General features: G+C 60.9%; 24 protein-coding genes and 1 riboswitch. Of the genes, 4 read left to right on the top strand and 20 right to left on the bottom strand.

Annotated features, from left to right (window positions below):
• Positions 1 to 18: 18 nt before the first annotated feature.
• The gene (locus IE038_RS19880; RefSeq protein WP_163937902.1) at positions 19 to 447 is read right to left on the bottom strand and encodes a tetratricopeptide repeat protein; all 429 of its coding nucleotides are present in this window, start codon (positions 445 to 447) and stop codon (positions 19 to 21) included.
• Positions 448 to 1,390: 943 nt separating this feature from the next.
• Between IE038_RS19880 and IE038_RS19875 the strand changes: the two genes are divergently transcribed.
• The 3 genes from IE038_RS19875 to IE038_RS19865 all read left to right on the top strand — a co-directional run bounded on the left by IE038_RS19875 (position 1,391) and on the right by IE038_RS19865 (position 3,774).
• Complete coding sequence (locus tag IE038_RS19875; protein WP_163937960.1) at positions 1,391 to 1,615, top strand: hypothetical protein; 225 nt, start codon at positions 1,391 to 1,393, stop codon at positions 1,613 to 1,615.
• Positions 1,616 to 1,874: 259 nt separating this feature from the next.
• Positions 1,875 to 2,357, top strand: coding sequence for a hypothetical protein (locus tag IE038_RS19870; protein WP_163937905.1), 483 nt, complete (start codon positions 1,875 to 1,877; stop codon positions 2,355 to 2,357).
• Positions 2,358 to 2,499: 142 nt separating this feature from the next.
• A complete protein-coding gene (locus tag IE038_RS19865; RefSeq protein WP_163937908.1) occupies positions 2,500 to 3,774 on the top strand; it encodes an OmpP1/FadL family transporter in 1,275 nt (424 codons plus the stop codon).
• Positions 3,775 to 3,842: 68 nt separating this feature from the next.
• Here IE038_RS19865 and IE038_RS19860 read toward each other — a convergent pair whose 3' ends face one another.
• Positions 3,843 to 4,778, bottom strand: coding sequence for a LysR family transcriptional regulator (locus IE038_RS19860; protein ID WP_163937911.1), 936 nt, complete (start codon positions 4,776 to 4,778; stop codon positions 3,843 to 3,845).
• A gap of 111 nt (positions 4,779 to 4,889) precedes the next feature.
• Between IE038_RS19860 and IE038_RS19855 the strand changes: the two genes are divergently transcribed.
• Positions 4,890 to 5,150 (top strand): DUF2798 domain-containing protein, encoded by a 261-nt coding sequence (locus IE038_RS19855; protein ID WP_163937914.1) that lies wholly within the window; start codon positions 4,890 to 4,892, stop codon positions 5,148 to 5,150.
• A 5-nt stretch (positions 5,151 to 5,155) separates the two neighbouring features.
• Here the strand turns inward: IE038_RS19855 and IE038_RS19850 are convergent, their stop codons facing one another.
• From IE038_RS19850 to hda, 18 genes are all read right to left on the bottom strand, one after another.
• Positions 5,156 to 5,707 (bottom strand): glutathione peroxidase, encoded by a 552-nt coding sequence (locus tag IE038_RS19850; protein ID WP_163937963.1) that lies wholly within the window; start codon positions 5,705 to 5,707, stop codon positions 5,156 to 5,158.
• 42 nt (positions 5,708 to 5,749) lie between these two features.
• Positions 5,750 to 5,872 (bottom strand): hypothetical protein, encoded by a 123-nt coding sequence (locus IE038_RS24710; RefSeq protein WP_268244586.1) that lies wholly within the window; start codon positions 5,870 to 5,872, stop codon positions 5,750 to 5,752.
• On the bottom strand, positions 5,869 to 7,077 hold the full coding sequence (locus tag IE038_RS19845; RefSeq protein WP_163937917.1) for an MFS transporter: 1,209 nt from the start codon (positions 7,075 to 7,077) through the stop codon (positions 5,869 to 5,871). The genes IE038_RS24710 and IE038_RS19845 overlap by 4 nt, the downstream gene beginning before the upstream one ends.
• Before the next feature lie 62 nt (positions 7,078 to 7,139).
• Positions 7,140 to 7,544, bottom strand: coding sequence for a MarR family winged helix-turn-helix transcriptional regulator (locus IE038_RS19840; RefSeq protein ID WP_163937920.1), 405 nt, complete (start codon positions 7,542 to 7,544; stop codon positions 7,140 to 7,142).
• A gap of 86 nt (positions 7,545 to 7,630) precedes the next feature.
• Positions 7,631 to 8,359 (bottom strand): adenosylcobinamide-GDP ribazoletransferase, encoded by a 729-nt coding sequence (locus IE038_RS19835; protein WP_163937966.1) that lies wholly within the window; start codon positions 8,357 to 8,359, stop codon positions 7,631 to 7,633.
• Entirely contained in the window at positions 8,359 to 8,928 is a 570-nt protein-coding gene (cobC, locus tag IE038_RS19830) for an alpha-ribazole phosphatase (protein ID WP_163937923.1), read from the bottom strand. Before cobC ends, IE038_RS19835 begins: the two co-directional genes overlap by 1 nt.
• Entirely contained in the window at positions 8,925 to 9,980 is a 1,056-nt protein-coding gene (cobT, locus tag IE038_RS19825; protein ID WP_163937926.1) for a nicotinate-nucleotide--dimethylbenzimidazole phosphoribosyltransferase, read from the bottom strand. Before cobT ends, cobC begins: the two co-directional genes overlap by 4 nt.
• The gene (cobU, locus tag IE038_RS19820; RefSeq protein WP_163937929.1) at positions 9,977 to 10,498 is read right to left on the bottom strand and encodes a bifunctional adenosylcobinamide kinase/adenosylcobinamide-phosphate guanylyltransferase; all 522 of its coding nucleotides are present in this window, start codon (positions 10,496 to 10,498) and stop codon (positions 9,977 to 9,979) included. The genes cobT and cobU overlap by 4 nt, the downstream gene beginning before the upstream one ends.
• A 1-nt stretch (position 10,499) precedes the next feature.
• Positions 10,500 to 11,954, bottom strand: a complete 1,455-nt coding sequence (locus IE038_RS19815) for a cobyric acid synthase (RefSeq protein ID WP_189396167.1) — start codon at positions 11,952 to 11,954, stop codon at positions 10,500 to 10,502.
• Complete coding sequence (gene cobD, locus IE038_RS19810; protein ID WP_163937931.1) at positions 11,951 to 12,943, bottom strand: threonine-phosphate decarboxylase CobD; 993 nt, start codon at positions 12,941 to 12,943, stop codon at positions 11,951 to 11,953. Before cobD ends, IE038_RS19815 begins: the two co-directional genes overlap by 4 nt.
• A complete protein-coding gene (cbiB, locus tag IE038_RS19805; RefSeq protein WP_163937934.1) occupies positions 12,936 to 13,844 on the bottom strand; it encodes an adenosylcobinamide-phosphate synthase CbiB in 909 nt (302 codons plus the stop codon). The genes cobD and cbiB overlap by 8 nt, the downstream gene beginning before the upstream one ends.
• On the bottom strand, positions 13,844 to 14,491 hold the full coding sequence (gene bluB / locus IE038_RS19800) for a 5,6-dimethylbenzimidazole synthase (protein WP_163937937.1): 648 nt from the start codon (positions 14,489 to 14,491) through the stop codon (positions 13,844 to 13,846). The genes cbiB and bluB overlap by 1 nt, the downstream gene beginning before the upstream one ends.
• On the bottom strand, positions 14,488 to 15,783 hold the full coding sequence (locus tag IE038_RS19795) for a cobyrinic acid a,c-diamide synthase CobB (RefSeq protein ID WP_163937940.1): 1,296 nt from the start codon (positions 15,781 to 15,783) through the stop codon (positions 14,488 to 14,490). The genes bluB and IE038_RS19795 overlap by 4 nt, the downstream gene beginning before the upstream one ends.
• Positions 15,780 to 16,391 (bottom strand): cob(I)yrinic acid a,c-diamide adenosyltransferase, encoded by a 612-nt coding sequence (gene cobO / locus IE038_RS19790; protein ID WP_163937943.1) that lies wholly within the window; start codon positions 16,389 to 16,391, stop codon positions 15,780 to 15,782. The genes IE038_RS19795 and cobO overlap by 4 nt, the downstream gene beginning before the upstream one ends.
• A gap of 178 nt (positions 16,392 to 16,569) precedes the next feature.
• A riboswitch (cobalamin riboswitch) is annotated at positions 16,570 to 16,790 on the bottom strand.
• Between the two features lie 83 nt (positions 16,791 to 16,873).
• A complete protein-coding gene (locus IE038_RS19785) occupies positions 16,874 to 17,521 on the bottom strand; it encodes an O-methyltransferase (protein ID WP_163937946.1) in 648 nt (215 codons plus the stop codon).
• A gap of 18 nt (positions 17,522 to 17,539) precedes the next feature.
• Positions 17,540 to 18,076, bottom strand: coding sequence for a C40 family peptidase (locus tag IE038_RS19780; RefSeq protein ID WP_163937949.1), 537 nt, complete (start codon positions 18,074 to 18,076; stop codon positions 17,540 to 17,542).
• A 132-nt stretch (positions 18,077 to 18,208) separates the two neighbouring features.
• Entirely contained in the window at positions 18,209 to 18,844 is a 636-nt protein-coding gene (locus IE038_RS19775; RefSeq protein ID WP_163937952.1) for a C40 family peptidase, read from the bottom strand.
• Between the two features lie 114 nt (positions 18,845 to 18,958).
• On the bottom strand, positions 18,959 to 19,663 hold the full coding sequence (gene hda / locus IE038_RS19770) for a DnaA regulatory inactivator Hda (protein WP_163937954.1): 705 nt from the start codon (positions 19,661 to 19,663) through the stop codon (positions 18,959 to 18,961).
• Positions 19,664 to 19,796 lie beyond the last annotated feature (133 nt).

Below are 19,796 nucleotides of genomic sequence, written 5' to 3'. Positions count from 1 at the left end.
CCCGGCAGCACGCTGTACTTAGCGTTCCAGCAATTGCTTGAGCAAGCGCGCGGCCTCCTGCGAGCCTTGGCCAGCCGCCTGCTCCAGCCAGTAGCGGGCCTGTTCAGGCTCGTTGAACCGGGGCTGGGCGCAGAGCCGGCCATACTCCAGCTGTGCGTGGCGGTCACCGGCACGGGCTGCCTGGCGCAAAAGCGCGTGACCGATTCGCCGATCACGCGCATTGCCACAGTCGCGGCAAAGCATTTGCCCCAAGCGACTTTGAGCAACCACGACGCCCTGGCGAGCGGGTTGCTTGAGCAGGCGACCCGCAATGTGCTTGATGTTGCGGTTATCACCAAGGCGCGGGCTGTCGAGCAACCACAGGGCAACCTTCAACGACAGTCGCCGTGGTTCGGGAAGAGGCATTTGGACAAGGCTGGACGCGGGGACTTTACTGCGAAACTTCATAAAAACGATGGAGGCAACTCGAAAGGCGCGCCACTCTACTCCTTTTCTTCAGCAATGGAGCAACCGGACCGAGCGTTTTTTTTCGCCCGATACGCACATTTTTTCTTGACGCATTTGTGGGAATATTTCACACGATCCACCACCAGCCCGGATTGTCGAAAAAGGACAAAAAGCTGGAACGCCCGTCCTAGAGCAAGCGCTCGGGACAATCCACAGAAGCTGTGGATAACTCGGTGGACAACCCCCCTTCACTCCCCGCAAAGCCCCATGGAATGTGGGCTTCAGTCAAACTGTCGATTTTTTCACCAGCTAAAAAAAGTGTTTTTTTTCATTGACTTGTCTCAGAGAGCGAGTCATTGGCTGGCCACCGAACACCTGTTGCAACACCGTGACAGCGCCCGCTCGATGTGTGTACAACCGCCCCAAAGAATGGCAACCCCTTGCACAGATTTAGCTCACCCCCGGTTTACAGGCTTCACAGAGGGCCAAAAAGCAGAGATACTGTGCGGCTAGCCAGAAAGAAGACAACAACGCTTGCCAAACAGCATTTGGCACGGTAGTCTTGCAACCGTTAGTACCAAGCTGAAAGTCAATTCAGGCCAAAGTGGTCCTTGCAGGCATAGCTCACTTCAATAGATAGAGCGCCCTGCTGAAACCAGGACCGGCCACTCGATGGTTCGCCCACAAGTTTCCTTGTTTGCATGAACCAACCTGCAGATTGAGCAGTATTTCTCTCACCCAGCGTCCAAGAACCTTGACCCTGGCGTGTTGCCTGCCTTCTAAGTACCTACCAGTCAGCCCAAGCGCCACATGATAATGCGCTACAAACTGGCTGCCCTGTTCCAGTCAGGTTCTTCGCACCGGCCTAAAGCCAGGCGTTACTGGAACGTTTAAAGCGTACACGGCTCCGTTGCCGTGTCTTTTGCAGGAACTTCCAATAATGATGAAACATAGCACCCATACTCAGGCTGCGATTCGCACCCTAAGCCAGGCATTTGCCCCCCTGAACTGCTTGATCCTCGCTTCGCGCAAGGGCAGCTTCAGCTTCACCCTGGTCGATGAACACGGTATCGCTCAACACAGCGAACGGCTGTACCCAGATCAGTACACCGGCGCCGAACCGCTGCAAGCGGTCATTGACCGCGCACGCCAGTCGATGGTTGCGTAACACGACGTTACGCAATGCGCCCCAAGCCCCGCCCTTGCCGCGGGGCTTTTTTTTGCCCTCTACACGCACACCCGCTAAGCACCCAAGTGCATATACGCTATAACCACGAACCAGAAATGATTTAAAAACAGCTCTTTACACCACGAATATGACACTACACTTCAACTCAAGCGGCACGGACCGCTTCCGGCGGGCCTGACCGACTCTCCAGCTGCCAAGCTCCAGCGCCCCGCCGGCCACCTTCAAGCACGAGGGCATTATGGGTATCGCCGCGAGCGAATTAAGCCAGCACGTGATCCGCCCCACGCTGCTCTACCTGAATCGCCATTGCGCCAGCGCAGAAGCACTGTTACTGGGCATAGCGGCCAGTCAATCCAGGCTTGGCGACGCCCTTCACGATCGTCGCGGCCATGGCCTGTATCGAATTTCCGAGCCACGCCATCAATCGCTCTGGGATCGTTTCCTCGCCCGCGACCCCGAACTGGCCAGCCTGATCCGCGGCCTAGCCAGCCAGCACGCATTCCTCGCCGGCCCTCACCTGGAACTGACCGTCAACTTGCGCTACGCCACCGCCATCGCCTGGATGTTGATCGAAGAACAAAGCCCGCAATTGCCAGCCGCCGACGACGTACTCGGCCTGGCGCGCATCTGGCGCCAGATCTTCCAACCTCAAGGCCGCCTGCGCGACTTCACTCAGGCGTGGCACATCTGCATCGATCCGGAGCACCTTCAAGCCTGCTGAGAGCCCCTTGCCCTCGCAACGAAAAAAAGGAATTTTGGTCAGATTGTCCTACAAAAACGCGCGATCTCCCTTGATATACCCTGTAGCGCGACGGACAAAATGTTGGTAATTTGCGAACCGGTGATCCCAAGGAGTTCTAATAATGAAAAAAGCAATACTCAAAAAGTCGCTAGGTCTCGCTGTCACGCTCGCGTCCACTCAACTGTTCGCCAGCGGCTTTGCTCTTAACGAACAAAGCATCAGCAGCATGGGAACTGGTTTTGCGGGTCGCTCTTCTTCTGCCGATGATGCCAGCACCGTATTTGGCAACCCTGCCGGCATGTCGCGCCTCAAGCGCGAACAAGTGACCGTTGGCGGCGCAGCCGTCATCGCACGGTCCGATATCGAAGGCACAGGTACCTTTGGCGGCACCAGCAACGGAGACATGGTCCCGGTAGTTGGCGTGCCCATGGGCTATTACGTCAAACCTATCGACGAACACTGGGCATTCGGCCTGGGCATGTACGTACCTTTCGGCCTGCTCACCGACTATGAAAACAGCTTTGCCGGCCGCTACTTCGGCAGCAAGAGCGAAGTACGGGTCATCACCCTGCAGCCGACGGTCAGCTATGCCTTCAACGACAAGGTTTCCATCGGTTTTGGCCCGACCATCAACCGCATTGATGGCACCCTGGAGTCTGCTACGGTGAACCGCGCAAGCCCCGGCACCAACGACGGCAGGGTAAAAATCTCTGGCGACGACACCGCCGTAGGCTACAACATCGGCATCCTGGTTCAGGCTACCGACCGCACCCGTCTTGGCCTGACTTACCACTCGATGGTCGATTACAAGCTCAAAGGCGACACCGAGATCAACGGTACCGGATTCGGCCCGTTCAGCGGCAGCAAGTACGACGCTTCGCTGAAAATCAAGACGCCAGAATCGGTGGACTTCTCGCTCACCCACGAACTGGACGACAATTGGACCCTCTACGCGGGCAGCACCTGGACCCGCTGGAGCCGCCTGGAAGCCATCACCGCCAACAACGAAGGCGTTCCGGCTCCCCTGGCGCCAAGCCTGGGGCAGATCAGCGAAGAACAGAACTGGCACGACACGTGGGCATATGCCATCGGTGCGGCCTACAAAGTGAACAAGGAATGGACCCTGCGCGCAGGTTTCACCGTTGACCAGTCGCCAACCAACAACGTCAACCGTTCGCCACGCATTCCCACCGGCGACCGCCGGGTGTTCAGCCTTGGCGCAGGCTGGAGCCCAAGCGACGACATGACCATCGACGTCGCCTACTCCTACCTGATGGAAGAAGACACCACAGTCAATCAGTCCAGCTTGGACCCTGCGCACTTCAAAGGCACCTACAACGCCAAGTACGAGAACAGCGCACACGGTGTTGGTGCATCCCTCACCTACCGTTTCTGATCTCATGCATGCGGGGTATGCCGCCCACGCAACGCAAACGCCCCGACCGGTTCGGGGCGTTTGCGTTTCTAGGCTTGCCCTGCCGGCACCCGGTAGTCGTCCAGGGCCTGCTGCACATAATCCATGAAGGCACGCACCTTGGGTGTCAGGGCAAAGCGGTCAGCTACACACAGGTAGACATCCATCGGCTCGGTTTGAGCGTAGGCCCGACTCGCTTGGGAATACTTGAACAACGGCACCAACTCGCCACGCGCCAGGTAGGGGCGCGCCACAAACTCGGCCAAACGTGTGATACCGCCTCCCTGCGCGGCCATCTGAGCCAGCACATCAATGTCGTCACTGATCAACACGTTGCCGAACTCGACATCGAAACGCAGCCCCTCACGCACAAACCCCCAAGGCAGAAAGCGCCCTTCGACCGGATAGCGAAATACCAGACAGCGGTGCTGCTTGAGTTCTTCCGGTGCTGCCGGCCACCCGGCAGTTGCCAGGTAAGCCGGTGACGCACAACAGATGAAGGGCACTTGGGCGATGTGCCGTGCGAGCAGACCGTCTTCCAGCTGCGGGGTGATGCGGACACTGACATCCACCCCTTCCTGAGCATGATTGACACGCCTGTCACTGGTCACGATTTCTATCGACAGCCTGGGGTAACGGGCACTGAACGCCGGAATCAGACGCGCTAGCACATGGCGGGCAAAGGCCGACGACGAGGCAATGCACAGCCGCCCGTGCGGCTCGGCATCCGGCGCAGTGATTGCCACCTGAGCATGCTCAAGATCACGCTCGATGTGTTTGACCTTCTCGTAATAAATACTTCCGGCTGCAGTCAAGACCATACTGCGCGTGGTGCGCGACAACAGGCGCACCTGCAAGTGTTTTTCCAACCGAGCAATGTTCTGGCTGACTGCAGCAGCACTGAGCCCCAAGGTACGGGCACCCGCAGCGATGCTGCCCGCTTCGACCACTTTGATAAAGCTCCTGATTGAGCCCAGCAGGTTCATGCTTGCGTCCGCTATTCGTAATTTTTTCTTTATAAAGACCTAAGCAGGCGCCGTCTACCTCCCCCTACCCAAGCTTGTTAGGCTGTCACCCATACCTTTCAAGGAGCCAACATGAGCACAACGAACACCCAGCGCCGCCTGAAGCTCGGCGTGCGCGCCACCCCTTATGTATTTGCGTTCTACATGTCAGGCATCATGGCCCTGCTGATGTGCTTCGTCATTACCGCCGCCAACAGCGGCATTCATGACGATTACCTCGGCCACGTGCTCAAGGCCTACCAACTGGCAATGCCCGTGGCATTTGCCTGCGTACTCGTCGTACGCCCGATTGTGATCAAGCTGGTGGCCCTGACAGTGCATGCCCCGCACTGAAGCGCTCAGGGCGGTGAAGCGATGGCCTTGTCGATGGCCGCCTTGAATTGCGGGTCATCCGGCTTGGTGAGGCTGGAGAAACTGGCCACGACATGCCCCTGACGGTCCACAACATATTTGTAGAAGTTCCACTTCGGCGCACTGCTCTGACGCGCCAGCTCCCGAAACAGGTGCGTAGCGTCATCACCACGCACGGCCTGCGGTTCGGTCATGGTGAAGGTCACGCCGTAGTTGGCGTAACACACCTTGGCTGTCTCGACGCTATTGGCAGCTTCCTGCTTGAAATCATTGGAGGGCACACCGAGCATTTCCAGACCTTGCTCGTGATACGCCTTGTAAACCGCCTCAAGGCCTTCAAATTGCGGCGCGAAGCCGCAATAGCTGGCGGTATTGACCACCACCAGCGGCTTCCCGGCAAACTGTTCACAGAGGTTGATCTGCTCCTTGGCGCGCAACTTGGGCAGTTCACCTTGCAACAAGTCAGGGCATTGGCCGGCAACGGCAGCTGCACCGGAAACAAGCGTCAACAGCGGAATCCACAACCAGCGTGTGCGCATCATGCCTCTCCCATGAATAGACTCCAGACGATCAGAATACGCCTAGCAAACGCCCATGCCCAATTGCATCAGCGCCAGCCCACCCCGATGCCAGCCCCACCACGCCAACCCAAGCACCAGCAGGCCTCCCGCCAACGCAAGCCAGCGCAACGCCTGGCCACTCACGCCGCACCCACCTGCGCTTGCAACCGCGCGACCGGACGCTCGCGCACAGGCCAATTGAGCGCCGCGGCCAGCACACTGAGAAGAATCGCGATCTGCCAGACCAGGTCGTAGTTACCCGTGCGGTCATACACCACCCCGCCCAGCCAGCCACCCAAGAACGCGCCTAACTGATGGAAGAGGAAAACAATTCCACCCAGCATCGACAGATTTCGCACACCGAACAAGGTGGCGACAGTGCCATTGGTCAAGGGAACGGTGGACAACCAGAGCACGCCCATGGCGATACCAAACAGATAGGCACTGACCGCCGAGACCGGCGCCCAAAGGAACAACACGATCACAACCGCACGCAACAGGTAGAGCGCGGTCAACAAGCGCGGCTTGGACATCCGCCCACCAAGCCAACCCGCCGTGTAGGTACCGAAAATATTGAACAAGCCCACCAGCGCCAGCACCGTGGTACCGATGGTGGCAGGCAGGTGCTGGTCAACCAGGTAGGCCGGCAAGTGCACGCCGATGAACACCACCTGAAAACCGCAGACAAAAAAGCCCAGGGCCAGCAACCAGAACCCCGAGTGGGAACAGGCCTCGCGCAAGGCTTCGCCCAAGGTCTGCTCATCTGCGTGACTCGGCAATGGGCGGTCGCGCAGCATGCCCACCAGCGGCACGATCAACGCGACCAGCAGCCCCAGTACCAGCAGTGCCGCTGACCAGCCGAGCCAGCCAATCAGGCTCAGCGTACCGGGCAGCATCGCAAACTGACCAAACGAGCCTGCAGCACTGGCAATACCCATGGCAACACTGCGCTTTTCTGCCGGCACCGCACGCCCCACCACCCCGAGGATCACGGAGAACGAGGTACCTGAGAGGCCAATGCCAATCAACAGGCCAGCGCTGAGAGACAGCGACAGGGGCGAATCGGCCATACCCATCATGAGCAGGCCAACGGCATAGAGGATGCCGCCGATCATCACTACCCGGGCGGCACCCAGGCGGTCAGCCAAGGCACCCGCAAAGGGCTGGGCCAGGCCCCAGATAAGGTTCTGCAGGGCGATGGCAAACGCAAAAACCTCACGCCCCCACCCGAACTCGGCGCTCATTGGCGCCAGGAACAGGCCAAAACCGTGCCGTATACCCAGCGATAACGCCAAGATCAGGGCTGCGCCCAAGAGTATCCAGCCGCTCGTTCGCCATACCGTGGTCATTATTATTGTCTCCTGACTGCCGCAAGGTTACACGGGTATATACCCGCGTTTGGGGTAATGTTTCATGCCAATTGCTTCAGCAAGCGCACCAATTCGTCGCGCTGCGCTTCACCCAACGCCGTCACCATCTTCAACTGAGCCTGCTCCCAGGCAGGTTCTGCAGCAGAAAGACGCGCCTTACCCTGCTCGGTCAGCAGCACAAGACGGTTACGCAAGTCATCGCCTTCAGCCAGTGCCACCAAACCATCGGCCTCCAGCACACGCAGGTTGCGCCCCAACGTGCTGCGATCAAGCCCCATGGCTTCAGCCAGGCTGGAGATGCTCGGACGGTCGAGGCGTTGCAAATGGCGAAGCAAGGAAAACTGGGCAACGTTGATGCCGAAGCCTTCAAGGGCTTCGTCGTAACGTCGGCTCACCCCACGGGCAGCGCGACGCAAATGGGTACAGAGGCATTGGCTGGTCAACATGGTACGTGTATATACCCGCATCTTCTTCAACACAAGCATTAATGCAGAACATGGCGCGATCACCTGCCAATGGCAGGTCCCAATCGCTACAACGCCAGGCCGACCAGTACCGCCAGCTCCAACAGTTCCAGCAAGGCGCCAGCCGTGTCGCCCGTGGTGCCGCCCAATCGGCGCACCATCAAGCCGCGCAGCCAAAAAAACACGACAGCTGCCAGCAACAATGCCAGCGCACCCTGCTTGCCTGCCAGCAGCACGCAGGCCAGGCCACTGAGCACCAGGACCATACACCCTGCACGTCGCGGCAGGTGTTGGGCCAAGGCCTGACCCAGCCCGCCAGCACGTACATAGGGCGTACAGAGGAACAACCCAAGCATGGCCGCTCGCCCGATCAGTGGTGCCAGCAGCAACGCCATGCTCTGTCCAGCCTGAACCAGCGCCAACAACGCAGTGAACTTCAGCAGCAACACCAGAATCAGGGTGACCACGGCAATTGGACCGCTGCGTGGGTCCTTCATGATCGTCAGGGTTCGCTCACGATCACCAAAGCCTCCCAGCCATGCGTCAGCACTGTCGGCCAACCCGTCCAGATGCAGCGCACCACTGAGCAACACCCAGAGCGCAAGCAACAATGCCGCATGCAGCAGCAACGGGCTTGCGCCCAAGAGACTGTCACACCCCCACAGCAACACGCCGAACAATAGCCCTACCAAAGGGTAGAACAGCAACGAACGCCCCATTTGCTCAGCCGTCGGCATACCCGGCAAGCGCACCGGCAGGCTGCTGAGGAACTGCAAGGCAATCCAGAACGGCAACATCAGCGTGGCTCTCGCCATTGCCCATCAACATCCAGCACCAGCCGCACCAGCGCCCCATGCCCAACCTCGACCTGCAGCAGTTGCTCACGCGGCAAGCCCCGGGCCCGCGCCAGCAACAGCCGCATCACCCCACCGTGAGTGACCAGCAACAGATGCTCACCCACATATCGCTGCTGCAAGCGTGCCAAGGCACGCAGCACCCGCGCCTCAAACGCCTCCACGGGTTCGCCACCGGGCGGGGTGAATGCATAGGGATCAGCCCAGAACTGACCCAGTTCCTGCGCATGGGTTTCCATCAACGCAGCCGCACTGCGCCCTTCCCACTCACCAAAGTGCAGCTCCTGCAGCTCCGGCTCCAACTGCAACGGCACGCCCAGTTGCCCGGAGAGCATCTCGGCAAAGCGCGCACAGCGCTGCAGTGGCGAGCTGATCAGCCGCTTCCACGGCGCACGACTAGCGGTCGCCGCCCGCATCTGTGCCCACCCCTGATCGGTCAGGGCATCATCAAGGCTGCCACGCAAGCCTCCACCCTGTTCGGTTTCGCCATGACGCAACAGATCAATGATCATGCAGGACGATCCGCCACAGCCGCCTCGGCAAAGGTCGCCATCTGCCCGTGCAGCTCACAGGCCAGGCGCAACAGCGGCACCGCTAGCGCAGCACCACTGCCCTCTCCCAACCGCAATCCAAGTTCAAGCACCGGTTCGGCATCCAGTTGCGCCAATACCAGGCGATGGCCAGGCTCGGCACCACGGTGCCCAAACAGCAGCCAGCGTTGAGACTGCGGGTTCAGACGAACCGCCAGCAACGCGGCGACCGTGCAGATGAATCCGTCAACCAGCACGGCGATACCTTCCTGGGCACAGGCCAGGTAGGCGCCCACCAGCGCGGCGATCTCAAAGCCGCCGAAGCAAAGCAGAACCTGCAGAGGGTCATCACCGGAAACGGCATGCTGCTTAAGGGCTCGCTCGATGACCTCGGCCTTGTGCCGCACACCCGCAGCATCCAGACCAGTACCCGGGCCGCTGAGGTCGCTGGCCGCACAGCCGAGCAGCGCGCACGCCAAGGCACTGGCAGCAGTGGTATTGCCAATGCCCATTTCACCACCGATAAACAGCTGCGCGCCATTCGCTGCGGCCCGCAAGACGCTCTCGCGCCCAGCCTGCAAGGCCAGCAACCCCTGCTCAACCGTCATTGCCGGCACCTCGGCGAAGTTGGCGGTGCCCGCGCCAATGCGCACATGTCGCACGCCGGGCAGGTCGTCTTGCAGCGTGGCCGTACCGAGGTCAACAACTTCCAGGCGCGCGTCCAGCTGCCGTGCCAGGACGCTGATCGCGGCTCCGCCATTGACGAAGTTCTGCAGCATTTGTGCGGTGACGGCCTGCGGATATGCAGAGATACCTTCCGCCACAACGCCGTGATCACCCGCAAAGATCGTGATCCAGACCTGCGCCAGGTCCGGCTTGAGCCGCCCTTGCAGGCTGGCCAGTTGCACTGCCAACGCCTCCAGACGGCCCAGCGAACCCGCCGGCTTGGTCAATTGTTGCTGTCGCTCCAGTGCTTGCTGGTAGATCGCTTCATCTGGCGCCTGGCAGGGGTTCTGCCACCAGTTCTGACTCATAGTGCAGGTCCTTTCAAAACGAGGGGCAGGCCAGCGACGGTCAACACCACGCGCTGGCAACGTTCGGCAATGGCTTGATGCAGCCAGCCCGCTTCATCGACATAACGGCGGGTCAGTTCGCCCATGGGCACAACCCCCAGGCCGGTTTCATTACTCACCAGAATGATCTCGCCCGGCAGATCGGGCAGACAGTCAAGCAACGCGTTGCGCTCATCGTTCAAGCGCTGCGGGTCCTCCAGCATGAGCAGGTTGGTCAGCCAGAGCGTCAGGCAGTCCACCAACAGACAGCGCCCAGGCGATGCGTTGCCGATCAAGGTTCGGGCCAGTGCCAGAGGCTCTTCAATCAGCCCCCACTCAGCGGGACGGCGCTCGCGGTGCAGTTGCACCCGAGCATTCATTTCGCCATCCAGCGGCTCGCTGGTAGCAATGTAGGTAACCGGCAAGGCGCTCTGCTGCGCCCGCTGTTCAGCCAGACGGCTCTTGCCAGAGCGGGCACCGCCGAGGATCAGATTAAGCATGTCAGTCCAGCCCACACAATTGTCGCAACCGAGGGGTATCCAGATGCTGCTCGACCAGGTCGGCCAAGCGTTCGATGTCCAGTTCACGCAGGGCGTGATAATCGACCTGTTCAACGTCCTCCAGCCCTGCCCAGCGCAACAGCGCGGTACAGGAAGCGGGTGACTCGAACAGGCCATGCAGGTAGGTACAGAGGATTTGCCCATCGGCACTGATCGCACCGTCGCAGCGGCCGTCGCTCAGGTACACGGCAGGCTGTTCCAGTGCCGGGCCACGGCTGACCCCGGCATGGATTTCATAACCGCTGATAGCGGCGTCCTCCAGCGACAAATGCCCGACAACGTTGCGCAGCTGTTTCTCAGCTTCCAGTTCGGTGACAAAGTCCAGCAGGCCCAAGCCTGGGCTGGAACCAGCGTCACCTTCCAGGCCCAGCGGATCGTCCACTCGCTGACCGAGCATCTGCAAGCCACCACAAATGCCCAGCACCTTGCCGCCATAGCGCAGGTGTCGCGCGATAGCCGTTTCCCAACCGCGCTCACGCAATTGCGCCAGGTCGCCGCGCACGCTCTTGGAGCCTGGCAGGATAATCAGGTCGGCTGGCGGGATCGCCTGGCCCGGACCAATGAACTGCAGGTCAACCTGGGGATGCAGGCGCAACGGGTCGAAATCGGTATGGTTACTGATACGCGGCAAGACCGGCACAATCACCTTGAGCACCTGTGCCGCTTTGTCACCCTGACGCTGATCGAGACCGTCCTCGGCCTCCAGGTGCAAGTCCATCACATAGGGCAACACGCCCAATACCGGCTTGCCGGTGCGCGCCTCCAGCCAGTCGAGCCCCGGCTGAAGCAAGGCGATGTCGCCGCGAAATCGGTTGATCACAAAGCCTTTGACCCGCGCCTGCTCAGTGGGCGACAGCAGTTCCAGGGTACCGACCAGGTGCGCAAAGACACCGCCGCGATTGATGTCGGCAATCAGGATCACCGGGCAGTCCACCGCTTCGGCAAAGCCCATGTTGGCAATGTCACCGGCACGCAAGTTTATTTCCGCTGGCGAGCCCGCACCTTCAACCATCACCACCGGATAGGCCTCACTGAGCCGCTGGTGCGACACCAGTACCGCCTGCATGGCAATGGCCTTGTAGTCGTGATACGCCACGGCATTCATATGGGTGACGGCACGCCCATGCACGATAACCTGGGCACCGGTATCACTGTTCGGCTTGAGCAGTACCGGGTTCATGTCGGTATGCGGCACGAGGCCTGCGGCTTGGGCCTGCACCGCCTGGGCTCGGCCAATCTCGCCTCCGTCGGCGGTTACCGCGCTGTTGAGCGCCATGTTCTGCGGCTTGAACGGTACGACACCCACACCTTGGCGGGCCAACCAGCGGCATAACGCGGTCACCAGGGTGCTCTTGCCTGCATCCGACGTGGTGCCTTGCACCATCAGGGTGGTCATGGCTGCTCCTTGCGGTAGTCATTCAGCGCGAGGCCCAGGCGCTGCCAATCGCCTTCCGTATCGGGCAAACCAAAGCGCAAACTGGCCGGTTGCTCGAACAGGCGCAACAAAATACCCCGCCGCGCCATGAACTCATGGATGTGGGCAGCGTGCTCAGTCACCAGGTACTGGAACAGGTCGCAGCCACCACTGGGAGGCAAGCCAACAGACTCCAGCAGACGAGCCAGGCGTCGGCTCGCATCGGCACAGCGCTCGATCTGCAACTGATGGGCGACCCGGTCCTGCAGGCAGGCCTGCCCCAATACACGGGTTGGTCCACTGATAGCCCAAGGCCCAAGCTGCTCCGCCAACAGTTGCAGCAACTGCCGCTCAGCCACGACAAAGCCCAGACGCACACCGGCAAGCCCGAAGAACTTGCCGAACGAACGCAACACAATCAGTCCAGGGCGATCGGCGTGAGCGGTAATGCTCTGCGCGGGGGTGTTGTCCATGAACGCTTCGTCAACCAGTAACCAGCCACCGTGCAGGGCCAGTCGCGCATGCCAGCTCAGCAGTTGCTCTGGCGACACGACACGTCCGGTCGGATTGTTGGGGTTGACCACAACCAGTACATCAAGGCTGTCGAGGTAGTGATCGACCTGCGTCTCGTCCAGCTCGCGCACCCGATGCCCGGCACGTCGCCAGCCCTCTGCATGCTCGGCGTAACAGGGCGACAGCACACCGACCTTGCCCGTCCGGCGCAGGCGCGGTAGCGCCTGAATCGCGGCTTGGGAACCCGCCACCGGCAACAGGTGCGTCACGCCATAGTATTCGGCGGCGGCCTGCTCCAGGCCATCGTCAGTCTCCGGCAGCCGCGCCCAGGCGCGTAACGGAATGGGCGGTACACTGAACGGCCAGGGCGCAATACCACTGGACAGATCGAGCCAGTGTTCCTGAGCAATACCGTACTGCTGGATCGCACGCTGCAGGCGCCCCCCGTGTTCAAGCATAGAATGCTGCTCCCAGGCACAACACCAGCAACCACAACCAGATACCCCGGCACACCAGTTGCCAACCACGCTCGATAGCGTCGGCATCGGCCGCCGGACCTTCGCCCAACTGGGCACGCTCATGCAGCTCGCCATGATAGACCGCTGCACCGCCCAGCTCGACGCCCAGCGCCCCAGCCCCGGACGCCATCACCGGCCCGGCATTCGGGCTGTCCCATTGCGGGGCCTGACGGCGCCAGCAACGCAGCGCCAGGCGCGTCTTGCCCAGCACGGCGTAGGTCAGGGCCACCAACCGCGCCGGAACATAGTTGAGTACATCGTCAATTCGTGCCGCGGCCCAACCGAAGCGCTCGAAGCGCTCGTTGCGGTAGCCCCACATCGCATCCAGGGTATTGCTCAGGCGATACAGCACCACACCCGGCGCGCCGGCAATCACAAACCAGAACAAGGCAGCAAACACCGCATCGCTGCCGTTTTCCAGCACCGACTCGGTAGCGGCTCGGGCGACTGCTGTCTCGTCCAGTTCCCGCGTCTCCCGACTGACCAGGAAGCCGACTCGCCGTCGCGCTTCTTCAAGATCACCTCGACGCAAGGCATCGGCCACGGGCATGACATGCTCGCCGAGGCTACGCAGCCCCAGCGCACAGTAAAGGGCGAGGATTTCCACCAGCCATCCGATATAGGGCAGCCAGGACAACAGCGTAGCCAGCAGGGTCAGCGGCACCACGGCAAGAAACCAGGCCGTCACACCATGGCTACGCCAGCCGCGTCCGCCGGCATTGAAGCGCTGCTCCAGGCGCGAGGCGAAACGCCCGAAAGCGACCAGCGGATGCCGACGTTCGGGCTCCCCCAGCAGCGCATCCAGCGCCACACCGGCCACGCTCAGCAAGGCCACACTCATCAACGCTCCCCCCATTGGTTTTCATACAGCATGTCGTCGAGTGGACGCGCCTTGGTCCAGCCTTCCAGCTCAAGCATTGGTGCAGGGTAGAATGCCGCCACCGGGCCCAGGCAGAGCACCGCCAGCGGCTTGGCGCCCTCGGGCATACCCAGCAGATCAGCCAGGGCCTGTGGTTCGAACAGGGATACCCAGCCCATCCCCAGGCCTTCGGCCCGTGCTGCCAACCAGAGGTTCTGGATAGCGCAGGAAAGTGACGCCAAGTCCATTTCGGGCAAGGTACGGCGGCCGAAAATATGCCCCTCGCGCTTGTCCATCAACGCCGCCACCAGCACCTCGGCACAGTCGCTGATACCTTCGACCTTGAGCTTCATGAAATCATCGGCGCGCTCGCCAAGCGCTTCGGCGGTGCGCACCCGCTCCTGCTCCACAACAGCCTGGATACGCTGACGCAAGCCCCGGTCAGTGATGCGGATAAAACGCCAAGGCTGCATCAAGCCAACGCTGGGCGCCTGGTGTGCGGCCTGAAGCAGGCGCGCCAGGAGCTCAGGTGCCACCTTGCCGCCGATGAAATGACGCATATCACGGCGCTCGGCGATCGCACGATAAACCGCCGCCCGTTCGTCTGCGCTGAAAGCTTGTTCGCTCATGGTGCCAATAGCGCCGCCGACGCTTGTGGGTTGGAAGGAAAATAGAAATGTACGTAGGAGGCCGTCAGCCGCCCGGCACGGTAGACAGCTTCAGCCCCGCGACCACCGTTAGGGCTCTGTCCACGTGCAATCGGGGTCAATTCGGTCTGGGTCAACGAATGGTGGTAGGTGTGTCCGCGCAGCGTGCCTTCCGGCAACGCCACGCTTTGCAGTGCCAGTGCCGCCAGACGCTTTTGCATCACAGCCTCACCCGGCAACAGACCCAGCAACTCGGCCCGCTCACCTGCCACATCGGTGAGAGCATCAAGCAGATAAAGCATACCGCCGCACTCAGCCAACACGGGCTTGCCCAATTGATGATGGGCGCGAATAGCCGTCAGCATGGGCAGGTTGGCCGCCAAGGCCCGATGGTGCAGCTCGGGATAGCCACCCGGTAAATACAGGCTGTCGGCCTCCGGCAGTTGGGCGTCATGCAGCGGCGAGAAAAAGCTCAATTGTGCTCCCATCTCCCGGAGCAGATCGAGGTTGGCGCCATAGGTAAAGGCAAAAGCCTCGTCACGGGCCACGGCAATCCGCACGCCGGCCAGCAACGCGTCAACCGTGTACGGTTGCGGAGCAGCAAATGCCACGCTCGGTGGCAACGCCGACTCGCAGCTACCTCCCAGTGCCTGGGCGGCGGCATCAAGACGCAAGTCAAGGTCATTCAATTCACTGGCCTGGACCAGCCCCAAGTGCCGACTTGGCAACTCGATGGCGGTTTCCCGTGACAGGCCACCATACCAACGCAGCCCCTCGGTGAGGCTACCCTCCAGAAGTTGTGCGTGGCGCAATGAGCCGACGCGGTTAGCCAGTACGCCAGCAAATGGCAGGTCGGGCTGATAGCGCGCCAGGCCCAACGCCAAAGCACCGAAGGTTTGCGCCATGGCCGTACCATCGATCACGGCCAGCACGGGCACGCCAAAGTGCCGGGCCAGATCGGCACTCGATGGCGTACCGTCAAACAGGCCCATCACGCCCTCGATGAGAATCACGTCGGCTTCAGCCGCGGCTTCCCACAGCAAGCGGCGGCTCTGCTCGGCGCCGATCATCCACAGGTCCAACTGGTAGACCGGGGCGCCACTGGCTCGCTCCAGGATCATTGGATCGAGAAAGTCCGGGCCACATTTGAACACCCGCACCTTTCGGCCCTGATTGCGGTGCAGCCGCGCCAACGCCGCAGTGACCGTGGTCTTGCCCTGACCGGACGCCGGCGCAGCAATCAATACCGCCGGGCAATGCCGGGTTTCACTCATAGCTCAATGCCTTTCTGGGCACGAATACCCGCTTGGAACGCATGCTTGATCATGCCCATTTCGGTGACGGTATCGGCCAGCTCGATCAGCTCTGGCTTGGCGCCGCGACCAGTGACGATCACATGCTGCATCGGCGGTCGGGCCTGCAGGTCGGTGAGCACCTGATCCAGGTCGAGGTAGCCGTGCTTGAGGGCGATGTTCAGCTCGTCGAGCACCACCAGGCTGATACCTGGGTCCTGCAACAACTCGCGCGTCACGGCCCAAGCCGCTTCAGCTGCCGCAATATCGCGCTGCCGGTCCTGGGTTTCCCAGGTAAAGCCCTCGCCCATGACGTGGTAACGCACCTGTTCAGGGAAACGCCGGAAAAACAGCTCTTCGCCGGTACTGTTACGGCCCTTGATGAACTGCACCACACCGCACTGCATGCCGTGGCCCATGGCGCGAGCGAGCATGCCAAATGCCGAACTGCTCTTGCCCTTGCCATTACCGCCCAGGACCAGCAGCAAACCGCACTCGTTGGGGGAATTGGCAATGCGCTCGTCGATCACTGCCTTTTTACGCAGCATGCGCGCCAAGTGGCGTTCGTCGCGCTCGGTGGATTCGGTCATCGGTAGTCTCCGCAGGCAACTGTCGGCCGGGCAGCACAGGTCATCGTCAGCAACAACGACCGGCAAGGGCTGGGGTTTGGAAGGCCACCAGGCGGCGCGACAGATGAATGGACAAAGCACACGGAAAACGCGCAGGGCTGCGGCCAGGGGCCGGCGTACCGCGCATCACCCTCCGTGATGCCGTTGGCTGTAACAGGCCGGTCTCCGGGCTTGTGAGCGGGGCTATGAACACCCTGGCAACGCGCCTTCCAGGGTCGTTGACCCCGTGGCCCTGCGTAGCCTTGACTCACCTACCGTTGCGGGGGCAGCGCCGGAATCGCGCTGCAAGCGCCCACCGGCTTCCCTGTTTCACCCTGCCAGCCACTATGACTGCAGAGCACCTGAAACAAGTCGCGAAGGTTAGAGGGTTGGGCAAGGAGCGTCAATGAATGCTGTCATGCTGCCGCAGATCAATACGGTGCAGGACACTCTAGTCGGCCGTCTCAACGCTTGCGGCACAGGGTCAACCCATCCCCCAGCGGCAACAACGACACATCCACCCGCTGATCATCCCTCAACGCGGCATTCAGCGCCTGGATGGCTCGGGTGTCTTCGCTGTCTGGCACGACCTGAAGCACGCGCCCACTCCACAGGGTGTTGTCGAAAGCCACCAAGCCACCCGGCCGCAGCAAGCGCAAGGCTTCCTCCAGGTAACGTGGGTAATTGGCCTTGTCGGCATCAATGAAGATCATGTCGAACGATTCTGCGCTCAGTGTCGCCAGGGTTTGCAAGGCCGGGCCCAACCGCAGCTCAATACGCTCGGCAACACCGGCATCGTGCCAGTAGCGCTGGGCGGTGGCGTTGTAATCGCCAGGCAGGTCGCAACACAGTAGATGCCCTGCCTCCATGGCCTGCGCCATGCACAAGGCGCTGTAACCGGTAAACGTGCCCACTTCGATGACTCGACGAGCACCAATCAACCGTATCAGCAACGCAAGCAACTGCCCCTGCTCGGGCGCAACCTGCCAACGCGCTTCGGGTAAGGCCTGGGTCTCGGCACGCAAGCGCGCCAGCAGCGGCGTTTCACGCAGTGAAACACCTTGCAGGTAGTGGTAGAGGGCATCGTCGAGGTAGAGCGTCTGACCGGTCATCGCCTACCTCGCTCAAGATCAGGGGTTGCGCGCCAGGTCCGGCTGCGGTGACGGCAGGACACGCTTGGCGTTCAGGTAAGCCTTTTGCCAATAGCTGTTGGCCAGGTAGTCCAGGCGCACCGTACCACCGGTACGAGGCGCATGGACGAAACGCCCTTCGCCGACATAGATGCCCGCATGGCTGACCTCTGAACCACCATTGGTGGCAAAAAACACCAGATCGCCAGACTGCAACGCATTACGGTCGATGGTCGGTGCACGAATACCGATCATTTCACGGGTAGAGCGCGGCAGGGAAATGCCTGCAGCATCACGATAAACATAGCCGATCAGGCCGCTGCAATCGAATCCGGAGTCCGGGGTGTTACCGCCCCAACGGTACGGCGTACCTACCAGGCCCAAGGCTCGGAACAGTACATCTTCGGCAACCGGGGAGAAATAGACTTGCGGCGCCGCAGCAGCGGGTTCAACCACACGCGGGGCCGGAGCCTGGCTTGAGCAAGCGCCCAGCAGCGCTGCCAGGGCAAGTACAGCGAAACGCGCCATCATCGACATAGTCAGAACGTCCTGTCTGAAGCCGGCTGGCACTTGGCCAGAAAATAGTGGTAGTGAAGATTAGACGCTTTCTACAAACACGCACGGCGACGCGCCCTGGGGCTACGTCGCCGTGTCAAACCTGATCGAGGCTTAGTTGCGCGAAATGGTGGTCGGACCCGCCATTGCCAGCGCACGCTTGGCTTCGATGAAGGTTTTGCTCCAGTAGCGATCGCCAAGGCTGTCGATTCGCACGCCACCGCTACGACGGCTGCTGGAGTGAATGAACTGATCGTCACCCAGGTAGATACCGGCATGGCTGACGCGGCCGCGACCATTGGTGCTGAAGAACAGCAAATCGCCCGGTTTCAGGTTGTTACGCGCAACCTGAGGCGCCTTGACGTTGATCATCTCGCGGGTCGAACGTGGCAGGTTCATGCCAGCTTCCTCACGAAACAGATAACCGATGAAACCGCTGCAGTCGAAGCCCGAAGCCTCGGTGGTGCCGCCGAAACGGTAACGGGTACCGATCAGGGACATGCCGCGCTCAAGAATGTTATCGGCCAGTGCTGGCAGCTGGTAAGGCTTGCTGCTGCCAAACTCGCTCAACTCTTCTTCAGTTGCCAGCTCCTCGTCAAACACCGACGAGGTGCCAGAAGATTTGGTGAACGCGTGATGAGCAGCGATGGATTGCTGCGCCTGCTGCTGCGATACAGGGCTATGCGCCGCGCAGCCAAAAAGCAGGGTTACAAGTGCGAGGGGCACGAGGGGTGCGAAGCGATTTAGCATGGGCACGACCGTGTCTAGAGTTCAATGAGGGGGAAACTATGCCTTCTATCGGGTCGATTTGCAAATTCAATCGAAAAAAATGTGACTTTTATGTGCTGAGGCTCTAGCTCGCCGTTACCAGCCCAAGGTTTCCTTCAAAAAAGGAATCGTCAGCTTGCGTTGCGCTTGCAGCGACGCCTGATCAAGACGTTCGAGCAGATCGAACAGCGCACTCATGCTGCGAGTACCACGGGTAAGAATGAAGTGCCCAACCTCATCGGTCAGGTGCAGGCCACGGCGCGAAGCACGTAATTGCAGGGCACGCAGCTTGTCTTCGTCGGACAAGGCGCGCATTTGGAAGATCAACGCCATGGTCAGGCGCGATTTGAGGTCAGCCAGCTTGATTGGCAGCTCGCGAGGCGAACTGGACGCTGCAATCAACAACCGCCGGCCGCTGTCACGCAAGCGGTTGAACAGGTGAAACATTGCCTCTTCCCATTCTGGCTTGCCGGCAATGGCCTGCAAGTCGTCAAGGCAGACAAGTTCGTACTGTTCGAGGTTATCCAGCAGCTCGACGCCACGGTCGAGCAATTGCGCCAGTGGCAGGTAGACGGCTGGCTCTCCCATCTGCTCAAAACGCAGGCAGGCGGCCTGCAGCAGGTGAGTACGGCCCACACCCTGCTTGCCCCACAGGTAGATAAGGCTTTCGGTCCAGCCGGCGTCGGCTTCGCAGAGTCGCTCGACGTAGCCCAATGCTGCGGCGTTGGCACCCGGATAGTAGTTGATGAAGGTGGCGTCATCACGCAGACGCACACCCAGGGGCAACTGGATCGGTTTCATGCTGGCTGGGCGGCTTGGGAAGCCGCAAAGGGCCTTTCTTGAAAAGTCTGCAAAGTTTATACCCGTGAGGCCACTCGCACAATCGCAGAAGACCATAAGCAAAATCAAAGGCTTGCATTCGACACCTGACGCC

It is taken from the genome of Pseudomonas laurentiana (assembly GCF_014648275.1).
GTDB classification, from domain to species: Bacteria; Pseudomonadota; Gammaproteobacteria; order Pseudomonadales; family Pseudomonadaceae; genus Aquipseudomonas; species Aquipseudomonas laurentiana.
Note: the sequence above shows the minus strand (reverse complement) of the source record. Positions and strands in the feature narration are given on the sequence as shown.

Coding starts and splice junctions, on each gene's coding strand:
- IE038_RS19880 (WP_163937902.1), bottom strand. CDS start 447: ATGAAGTTTCGCAGTAAAGTCCCCGCGTCCAGCCTTGTCCAAATGCCT.
- IE038_RS19875 (WP_163937960.1), top strand. CDS start 1,391: ATGAAACATAGCACCCATACTCAGGCTGCGATTCGCACCCTAAGCCAG.
- IE038_RS19870 (WP_163937905.1), top strand. CDS start 1,875: ATGGGTATCGCCGCGAGCGAATTAAGCCAGCACGTGATCCGCCCCACG.
- IE038_RS19865 (WP_163937908.1), top strand. CDS start 2,500: ATGAAAAAAGCAATACTCAAAAAGTCGCTAGGTCTCGCTGTCACGCTC.
- IE038_RS19860 (WP_163937911.1), bottom strand. CDS start 4,778: ATGAACCTGCTGGGCTCAATCAGGAGCTTTATCAAAGTGGTCGAAGCG.
- IE038_RS19855 (WP_163937914.1), top strand. CDS start 4,890: ATGAGCACAACGAACACCCAGCGCCGCCTGAAGCTCGGCGTGCGCGCC.
- IE038_RS19850 (WP_163937963.1), bottom strand. CDS start 5,707: ATGCGCACACGCTGGTTGTGGATTCCGCTGTTGACGCTTGTTTCCGGT.
- IE038_RS19845 (WP_163937917.1), bottom strand. CDS start 7,077: ATGACCACGGTATGGCGAACGAGCGGCTGGATACTCTTGGGCGCAGCC.
- IE038_RS19840 (WP_163937920.1), bottom strand. CDS start 7,544: ATGTTGACCAGCCAATGCCTCTGTACCCATTTGCGTCGCGCTGCCCGT.
- IE038_RS19835 (WP_163937966.1), bottom strand. CDS start 8,359: ATGTTGCCGTTCTGGATTGCCTTGCAGTTCCTCAGCAGCCTGCCGGTG.
- cobC (WP_163937923.1), bottom strand. CDS start 8,928: ATGATCATTGATCTGTTGCGTCATGGCGAAACCGAACAGGGTGGAGGC.
- cobT (WP_163937926.1), bottom strand. CDS start 9,980: ATGAGTCAGAACTGGTGGCAGAACCCCTGCCAGGCGCCAGATGAAGCG.
- cobU (WP_163937929.1), bottom strand. CDS start 10,498: ATGCTTAATCTGATCCTCGGCGGTGCCCGCTCTGGCAAGAGCCGTCTG.
- IE038_RS19815 (WP_189396167.1), bottom strand. CDS start 11,954: ATGACCACCCTGATGGTGCAAGGCACCACGTCGGATGCAGGCAAGAGC.
- cobD (WP_163937931.1), bottom strand. CDS start 12,943: ATGCTTGAACACGGGGGGCGCCTGCAGCGTGCGATCCAGCAGTACGGT.
- cbiB (WP_163937934.1), bottom strand. CDS start 13,844: ATGAGTGTGGCCTTGCTGAGCGTGGCCGGTGTGGCGCTGGATGCGCTG.
- bluB (WP_163937937.1), bottom strand. CDS start 14,491: ATGAGCGAACAAGCTTTCAGCGCAGACGAACGGGCGGCGGTTTATCGT.
- IE038_RS19795 (WP_163937940.1), bottom strand. CDS start 15,783: ATGAGTGAAACCCGGCATTGCCCGGCGGTATTGATTGCTGCGCCGGCG.
- cobO (WP_163937943.1), bottom strand. CDS start 16,391: ATGACCGAATCCACCGAGCGCGACGAACGCCACTTGGCGCGCATGCTG.
- IE038_RS19785 (WP_163937946.1), bottom strand. CDS start 17,521: ATGACCGGTCAGACGCTCTACCTCGACGATGCCCTCTACCACTACCTG.
- IE038_RS19780 (WP_163937949.1), bottom strand. CDS start 18,076: ATGTCGATGATGGCGCGTTTCGCTGTACTTGCCCTGGCAGCGCTGCTG.
- IE038_RS19775 (WP_163937952.1), bottom strand. CDS start 18,844: ATGCTAAATCGCTTCGCACCCCTCGTGCCCCTCGCACTTGTAACCCTG.
- hda (WP_163937954.1), bottom strand. CDS start 19,663: ATGAAACCGATCCAGTTGCCCCTGGGTGTGCGTCTGCGTGATGACGCC.